This is a genomic window from Pseudomonas sp. HMSC065H01, from assembly GCF_001815235.1.
GTDB classification, from domain to species: domain Bacteria; phylum Pseudomonadota; class Gammaproteobacteria; order Pseudomonadales; family Pseudomonadaceae; genus Pseudomonas; species Pseudomonas aeruginosa.
This window is the reverse complement of sequence record NZ_KV819932.1, coordinates 359,798-366,626: the sequence shown is the minus strand read 5'-3', so window position 1 is coordinate 366,626 and position 6,829 is coordinate 359,798. Positions and strand designations below refer to the sequence as shown.

Below are 6,829 nucleotides of genomic sequence, written 5' to 3'. Positions count from 1 at the left end.
GGCTTCTTCTCGATCAGGTGGACGATGGCGTGATGGATCGGCATGTCAGGTTCGACCTTTCAGGTAATCGGCGGCGCCGCGCAGGTTTCCGCGACGCTGCGGGACACGCCGCTGGCGCGCCCGCGGATCGGCCAGTTTACCCGAGGTTGCCGGCTTCTGCCTGCGTCGCCTGGCGTTCCTGCAGACCGTGCAGGCGCTTGATCACGAAGTTCAGGTGCAGGTGCAGCTCGTACAGCTCGTGGTAGTAGGAGAGCGGCACCTCCACGGTGTTCAGCTCGCTCTCCAGTTTCTCCAGCCGCTCGATCTCGCTTCTCAGTTGCTCGGCGTCGGTACCGCTGTCGAGCTTGCGGTCGATGTCGCGGATGTAGCGGTACCAGCGGTAGATGCGCGCGCGGATGCGCCAGCGATACAGCGGGCCGATGGACTTCATCAGCGGGATGAGGATGGCGATGAACGGGATCAGCAGGATGATGTAGCGGTCCGCCAGGGAGGCGATGCGGAACGGCAGGTAGCGCTGCAGCAGCGGCAGGCCGCTCTTGTAGTAGCGCTCGGCGTCCTCGTGCAGGCGCAGGGTGCGCGGCTCGGCGCTGGGGAAGGCGCCGGGCTTGTCGAGCAGGCTGCCGTCCTTCATCACCTCGCGCGCGGCTTCCAGCACCAGCGGGATCAGCGCCGGGTGGAAGCGTTCGTTGATCACCAGGGTGGCCACCGGCGACAGGGTGCTGATGTTTCGTTCCGGCACGTTGCGCGGCAGGTTGAGCAGGCCTTCGCCGACCTCGACCCGCTTGAGGAACGGCAGGCGCGCCTCGTAGGCGGCGCTGCGGCGGAAGTTGACCAGGCGAAGCTGGTCGTTGTCGGCCAATTTCTGGATCGCCGGGTTCTCCGCCGGGCCGACGATGAACGCCGCGTCCAGCTTGCCGGCCAGCAGGTCGTCGACCACCGCGTTGCCGCCGCGGGCTTCCCAGGTGATCGGATAGTGTCCCGGGGCGATGTCGTTGGCCTGCAGGATCGCCTCGGTGGCGGCGCGGGTGCCGCTGCCGTCGCTGCCGATGGCCAGGCGCAGGTGCAGCAGGTCGCTGAGCTGGTCGATGTGCACGTTGCTGCGGTGGAACAGCCAGAGCGGTTCCTGGTAGACCGCGCCGAGGGTCTGCAACTGGCGCGCCTGCCCGGCTTCGAGCTGGCGCTCCTGGCCGCTCTGGACCAGGGCGATGTCGACCTCGCCGGTGCCGAGCAGGCGCTCCAGGTTGTCGCGCGAGCCGGCGCTGGGCACCAGCTTCAGTTCGAAGCCCTGCTCCTTGAGCTTTTCCCGGAGCTTGCCGGCGAACACGGCGTAGCCGCCGCCCTCGGCGCCGGTGGCCATGGTCGCGCTCATCGGCGGCGGCGGGGCGACGAAATAGAACACCGCGGCGACCAGGGCGGCGATCACCGGGATCAGCCAGAGGTTGGCGCGGATCAGGATGGCGAGGTCCTTGAGCAGGTGCTTGATGCGATTCATGAGCGGTCCTTGTGCTGCTCTCCAGAAGGGTATGACGGATGCGGGCGGGCGCACTCCTCAGCGTAGCCGAGGGTCACCGGCGGTCCGTGCGGAACTGCCGGCAGAGCACCCGGTGGCGATGCCGGAAGATGCGGGTGAGGAACCAGCGTACCAGTCCGGCGGCGAATAGCGGGCGCACGGTCAACTGGTCGACCAGCAGGCATTCCCCGGCCTCGCCCGGTGTCGGCAGGATGCGTCGCTCGTGGCGCCAGAGGCGCATGCCGGTCATCGGCGACTGTTCGATGAAGCCGTGGCCGGGCGTCAGCTCCAGCAGGGTCAGTTGCGAAGTGCCCAGCGGCAGCAAGCCGAACAGGCGCATGTGGCTGCGGAACAGCGGGCGCCGGGGCACTACCTCCAGGTCTTCGAGGCTGCGGATACCGGGCGGTACGCTCATGCTCAGCAACGGGCGTATCTCGCGGAGTATCCCGTCCACCGAGGTGATCCACCGCCAGAGCTGTTCGGGGCTGGCCTGCAGGCGCGATTCGAAATGCAGGCTGATATTCATCGCAGGCTCCTGCTAGGGTTGTGGGAGGACGCGCTGTCCATGGCGCCCGTGCCGTGCAAGCCTAAGCCAGACGAACCGAGACGTCGAACCGAAGGAGGACGCCATGCTGATCCGCGCCGCAACCTCGACCCTGCTGGTGGTCGATATCCAGGAACGCCTGCTGCCGGCCATCGACGACGGTCCGGCGCTGGTCGAGTACAGCCAGTGGTTGTTGCGCGTGGCCCGCGCACTGGACGTGCCGGTGCTGGCCAGCGAGCAGTACAGCAAGGGCCTGGGGCCGACGGTGGCGGCCCTGCGCGATGAGCTGGAGCCCACGCAGATCCTCGAGAAGCTGGACTTCTCGGCCGCCGCCGACGGCGCCCTGCTGCGCGCGCCCGGCGGCGACCGCCGGCAGTTCGTGGTTTGCGGCAGCGAGGCGCACGTCTGCGTGCTGCAGACCGTGCTCGACCTGCTTGGCCGTGGTCGCGAAGTGTTCGTCGTGGAGGAGGCGATCGGCTCGCGGCGGCCGAGCGACAAGGCGCTGGCCGTGGAGCGGATGCGCCAGGCCGGGGCGATGATCGTGTCGCGGGAGATGGTCGCCTTCGAATGGATGGAACGCGCCGGCAGCGACCGCTTCCGCGAGATCAGCCGCAACTTCATTCGCTGAGCGGCGGTTGCTCGGCCTGGTAGCGCCGGGCCTCCTCGCGCAGCCAGTCGGCGAAGGCCTGGTGGCGGTCGCTCGGCGGCTCGCGCTGCGGCCAGACCAGCCAGTAGGGATAGGGGTAGGGCACGCGGATGTCGCCCAGTTGCACCAGGCGGCCCTCGGCGAGGGCGCCGGCGACCAGGCTGCGACGCTCCAGGGCGATGCCCTGGCCCAGGCGCACGGCTTCCAGCAGCAGGTTCGAGTCATTGATCAGCAGTCCGTGCTGCGGTTCCGCCACGCCGGCGCGCTGGCACCAGAGCGCCCAGGATTCGGTGGAGCGCAGTGTAGGGCAGGCGACGATCTCGCTCGGCGTGCGCGGCAGGCGGCCGCCGTTGAAGTCGGGCGCGGCGACCATCAGCAACTCGTCGTCGAACAGGCGTTCCCGACCGACCCCTTCCCAGTCGCCCTTGCCGATGCGTACGCCGAGGTCGGCCAGGCCCTGGCGCAGGTTCTGCACGTCAAGACTGGCGACCAGCCGCACACGACAGTGCGGATGGCGCTCGCGAAAGCGCGGCAGGCGCGGCAGCAGCCAGTTCAGGCCGAAGGACGGCATCACCGTGACCACCAGCTCACCCTCCCGTGGACGCGCCCGCACCACCCGCGTGGCGTCGGCGATCTCGCCCAGCGAGGCGCGTACCTGCAGGGCGTAGAACCGGCCGTTCTCGCTCAGGCGCAGGCCGCGCCCCTCGCGGACGAACAGGGCCAGGCCGAGGAGGTTTTCCAGCAGCTTGATCTGCTGGCTGATCGCCGAGTGGGTGACGTGCAGCTCGCTGGCGGCCTGGCTGATGCTGCCGAGCCGGGCGACCGCTTCGAAGCTGCGCAGCGCGGTGAGGGGAGGGAGGTCGCTCATGTAAGTTTTTCTAAAGAGTTCGCTGAATTTATCTCGATATTTTTCGCGTTGTGCAACGACTAGAGTGATTTCCCCAGGCGCCACCCTCTTAGCGGCGCTTAATCATCGACAAAGGATGCCGCGATGCAACTGATCGGTATGCTGGATTCGCCTTTTGTGCGCCGGGTCGCCATCGCCCTGCGCCTGCTGGACCTGCCCTACGAGCACCGGCCGCTGTCGGTGTTTCGCAATTTCGAGGCGTTCAGCCTGTTCAACCCGATGGTCAAGGCGCCCACGCTGGTGCTGGACGATGGCACCGTGCTGATGGACTCCAGCCTGATCCTCGATTACCTGGAGTGCCTGGCCGGCCGCGAACGCAGTCTGCTGCCGCAACGGCCGCAGGCCCGTGCACGGGCGCTGAGCCTGATCGGCGCGGCGCTGGTGGCCTGCGAGAAATCCGTGCAGATCTACTACGAACTGAACCTGCGTCCCGAGGAACGCCGCCACGGCCCCTGGCTGGAGCGGGTGGAGGGGCAGTTGCTGGCGGCCTACGACTGGCTGGAGGCAGCGCTGCGCCAGGAGCCGCTGGCACGCGACGGCGGCATCGACCTGGTCGGGGTGACCGTCGCGGTGGCCTGGCGCTTCAGCCAACTGGTGGTCGCGGAGCGGGTCGCCGCCAGCGAATACCCGGAACTGGCAAGCTATTCGGATTATGCGGAGGGGTTGCCGGTGTTCGTCGAGACGCCGCCGGTCTGAGCCCGCGAGGGGCCAGGCTGGCGCCCCTCGAACGGCTCGTTTCCGCCTGCGCCCGGCCTCGGTTCGCTGTAGGTCGCTGCCGTCGTCACGGCCCGGACCGGTTGTTGCGAACTGCTGTTCGGCGCCGGCCTGGAGGCGGCCCGGCCCTGGCTCAGCCTGGTCCTGAGCGCGGCCCTCGGCTTGCTCTTCGGCATGCTGCTGGGCGGGCTCTGGTTCGGCTACTGGATCCGCCAGGAGGGATTGCAACTGACCCACCTGCTGCTGGTGGTCTGGGTGCTGGCGAACTTCTTCGTGCTCAACGTCCGCTGGAACTGATGGGGACTGCCGGTACGAGGAGCAGGACGCGAGGACGGCGACAGTGGAGCGAGCCGGACGCCCGTCGATAGCGCGAAGTCGCATCTCGCTCCTGCCACCCGGTCCCTCGGCTCCCCTCTGTTCGCACGCGCTGCATGGGCTGACGCAGTTGGAACTGCCCCCGGGCAGTGGCAGCCGGCTGCCTCGAGGGCAGGTGCTCCGGCTGGCTCGGCATGGTCACTGGAGTTCAGCCCCGGGGTTCTTCGAGGAAAGCAGAACCTGCGGCATCGGCTCCTTTCGCCCGACTGGGCTCAGCGCAGCTCTTCGGCGGCGGCGACCAGTTGTTCGAGTTGATGGTGGATCTGGGCCCTGTCCAGCAACTGCAAGGGCTGGCGGTTCCAGAGCAGCCGTTCGCCGCTTTCGGGGTCGCGGCCCAGGATCGGCTTGCAAGGGTCCTGGCTGAACAGGTTCTGCTCGCTGGCCGTAGCGTCTCCTTGTCCTTCCAGGCGGGTGAACATCAACAGGTGATCGGTCGGATGTTCTGCCAGATGGCAGAGATGCGGGCCCACCTGCAGGCTGAGTACGCTCTCCTCGTCGTTGGGCGTCGGGAGATCGAGAGCGAGAAAAAGCTGGTGGATGGCGGCGCGGTAGAGTGGATTCATGGCGTGTTCCGAGTCACTGGAGGCGGCTATTAGAGCAGTGCCAGCCCGGAGAGACTGTTAATCGTGGTTCTCTTTTTTTAGGTTTTGCCGCTGCCGATTCCAGTGAAAAAACGGCGGCCAATCCTGATAGGCGATGGGGTTTCCCGTTCCTAGACTGGCGGAGAAACATCAGGAGAAGGCAACCATCATGCATATTCAATCGCTTCAGCAGAGTCCGTCTTTCGCCGTCGAATTGCACCAGGCCGCCAGTGGGCGTTTGGGACAGATTGAGGCCCGCCAGGTCGCCACCCCCAGTGAAGCGCAGCAGTTGGCCCAGCGCCAGGACGCGCCGAAGGGTGAGGGGCTGCTCGCTCGCCTGGGCGCGGCGCTCGTGCGTCCCTTCGTGGCGATCATGGACTGGCTGGGCAAACTGTTGGGCTCCCACGCCCGCACCGGGCCGCAGCCCAGTCAGGACGCGCAGCCTGCGGTCATGTCCTCGGCCGTCGTGTTCAAGCAGATGGTGCTGCAGCAGGCATTGCCCATGACCTTGAAGGGACTCGACAAGGCGAGCGAGCTGGCGACCCTGACACCGGAAGGACTGGCCCGGGAGCACTCCCGCCTGGCCAGCGGAGATGGGGCGCTGCGTTCGCTGAGCACCGCCTTGGCCGGCATTCGTGCCGGCAGCCAGGTCGAGGAGTCCCGTATCCAGGCTGGCCGCCTGCTCGAACGGAGCATCGGCGGGATCGCGCTGCAGCAGTGGGGCACCACCGGCGGTGCCGCGAGTCAACTGGTGCTCGACGCAAGCCCGGAACTGCGGCGCGAAATCACCGACCAGTTGCATCAGGTAATGAGCGAGGTCGCACTGTTGCGCCAAGCGGTAGAGAGCGAGGTCAGCAGAGTATCGGCCGACAAGGCGCTGGCGGATGGCCTGGTGAAGCGGTTCGGGGCGGATGCGGAAAAGTACCTGGGCAGACAGCCTGGTGGCATCCACAGTGACGCCGAAGTGATGGCGCTTGGTCTCTACACCGGCATTCACTACGCGGACCTGAATCGCGCTCTGCGTCAGGGGCAGGAGCTGGATGCGGGACAAAAGCTGATCGACCAAGGTATGTCCGCGGCCTTCGAGAAGAGCGGACAGGCTGAACAGGTAGTGAAGACTTTCCGTGGCACCCGTGGCGGGGATGCCTTCAACGCGGTGGAAGAGGGCAAGGTTGGCCACGACGACGGCTATCTCTCCACCTCCCTGAACCCCGGTGTCGCGAGGAGCTTCGGGCAGGGCACGATATCCACCGTGTTCGGCAGGTCCGGAATCGATGTCAGCGGGATATCGAACTACAAGAATGAAAAAGAGATTCTCTATAACAAAGAGACCGACATGCGCGTGCTGCTGAGCGCCAGCGATGAGCAGGGAGTGACCCGCCGGGTCCTCGAAGAGGCGGCCCTGGGGGAGCAGAGTGGCCATAGCCAGGGACTGCTCGATGCTCTCGACCTGGCAAGCAAACCGGAACGTTCAGGCGAGGTCCAGGAACAGGATGTACGCCTGAGGATGCGTGGCCTTGATCTGGCCTGACCGGTCGTAAAAGAAAGACGT

The 6,829-nt window shown here is 66.8% G+C and carries 7 protein-coding genes and 1 pseudogene; 4 read left to right on the top strand and 4 right to left on the bottom strand.

Going from position 1 to position 6,829, the window contains the following annotated elements:
* Positions 1 to 136 precede the first annotated feature (136 nt).
* Together HMPREF3014_RS29080 and HMPREF3014_RS29075 are read right to left on the bottom strand one after the other, a co-directional pair.
* Entirely contained in the window at positions 137 to 1,492 is a 1,356-nt protein-coding gene (locus HMPREF3014_RS29080; RefSeq protein WP_003111143.1) for a TAXI family TRAP transporter solute-binding subunit, read from the bottom strand.
* Between the two features lie 73 nt (positions 1,493 to 1,565).
* Positions 1,566 to 2,036, bottom strand: coding sequence for an SRPBCC family protein (locus HMPREF3014_RS29075; protein WP_003100569.1), 471 nt, complete (start codon positions 2,034 to 2,036; stop codon positions 1,566 to 1,568).
* A 103-nt stretch (positions 2,037 to 2,139) separates the two neighbouring features.
* Here HMPREF3014_RS29075 and HMPREF3014_RS29070 point away from each other — a divergent pair, with 103 nt between their 5' ends.
* On the top strand, positions 2,140 to 2,682 hold the full coding sequence (locus tag HMPREF3014_RS29070) for a hydrolase (RefSeq protein WP_003100571.1): 543 nt from the start codon (positions 2,140 to 2,142) through the stop codon (positions 2,680 to 2,682).
* Here the strand turns inward: HMPREF3014_RS29070 and HMPREF3014_RS29065 are convergent.
* On the bottom strand, positions 2,672 to 3,568 hold the full coding sequence (locus tag HMPREF3014_RS29065; protein WP_003100573.1) for a LysR substrate-binding domain-containing protein: 897 nt from the start codon (positions 3,566 to 3,568) through the stop codon (positions 2,672 to 2,674). The two genes, HMPREF3014_RS29070 and HMPREF3014_RS29065, sit on opposite strands and share 11 nt — an antisense overlap.
* Positions 3,569 to 3,691: 123 nt before the next feature.
* Here HMPREF3014_RS29065 and HMPREF3014_RS29060 point away from each other — a divergent pair, with 123 nt between their 5' ends.
* Entirely contained in the window at positions 3,692 to 4,303 is a 612-nt protein-coding gene (locus tag HMPREF3014_RS29060) for a glutathione S-transferase (protein ID WP_019485971.1), read from the top strand.
* A gap of 75 nt (positions 4,304 to 4,378) precedes the next feature.
* A pseudogene (locus HMPREF3014_RS35480) lies at positions 4,379 to 4,618 on the top strand (DUF2165 family protein); the annotation flags it as partial.
* 290 nt (positions 4,619 to 4,908) lie between these two features.
* On the opposite strand, the gene HMPREF3014_RS29050 reads toward HMPREF3014_RS35480, so the two are convergent.
* Positions 4,909 to 5,259, bottom strand: a complete 351-nt coding sequence (locus tag HMPREF3014_RS29050; protein WP_003111148.1) for a CesT family type III secretion system chaperone — start codon at positions 5,257 to 5,259, stop codon at positions 4,909 to 4,911.
* A 187-nt stretch (positions 5,260 to 5,446) separates the two neighbouring features.
* Here HMPREF3014_RS29050 and exoS point away from each other — a divergent pair, with 187 nt between their 5' ends.
* Complete coding sequence (gene exoS / locus HMPREF3014_RS29045; RefSeq protein ID WP_003113791.1) at positions 5,447 to 6,808, top strand: T3SS effector bifunctional cytotoxin exoenzyme S; 1,362 nt, start codon at positions 5,447 to 5,449, stop codon at positions 6,806 to 6,808.
* Positions 6,809 to 6,829: the final 21 nt, after the last annotated feature.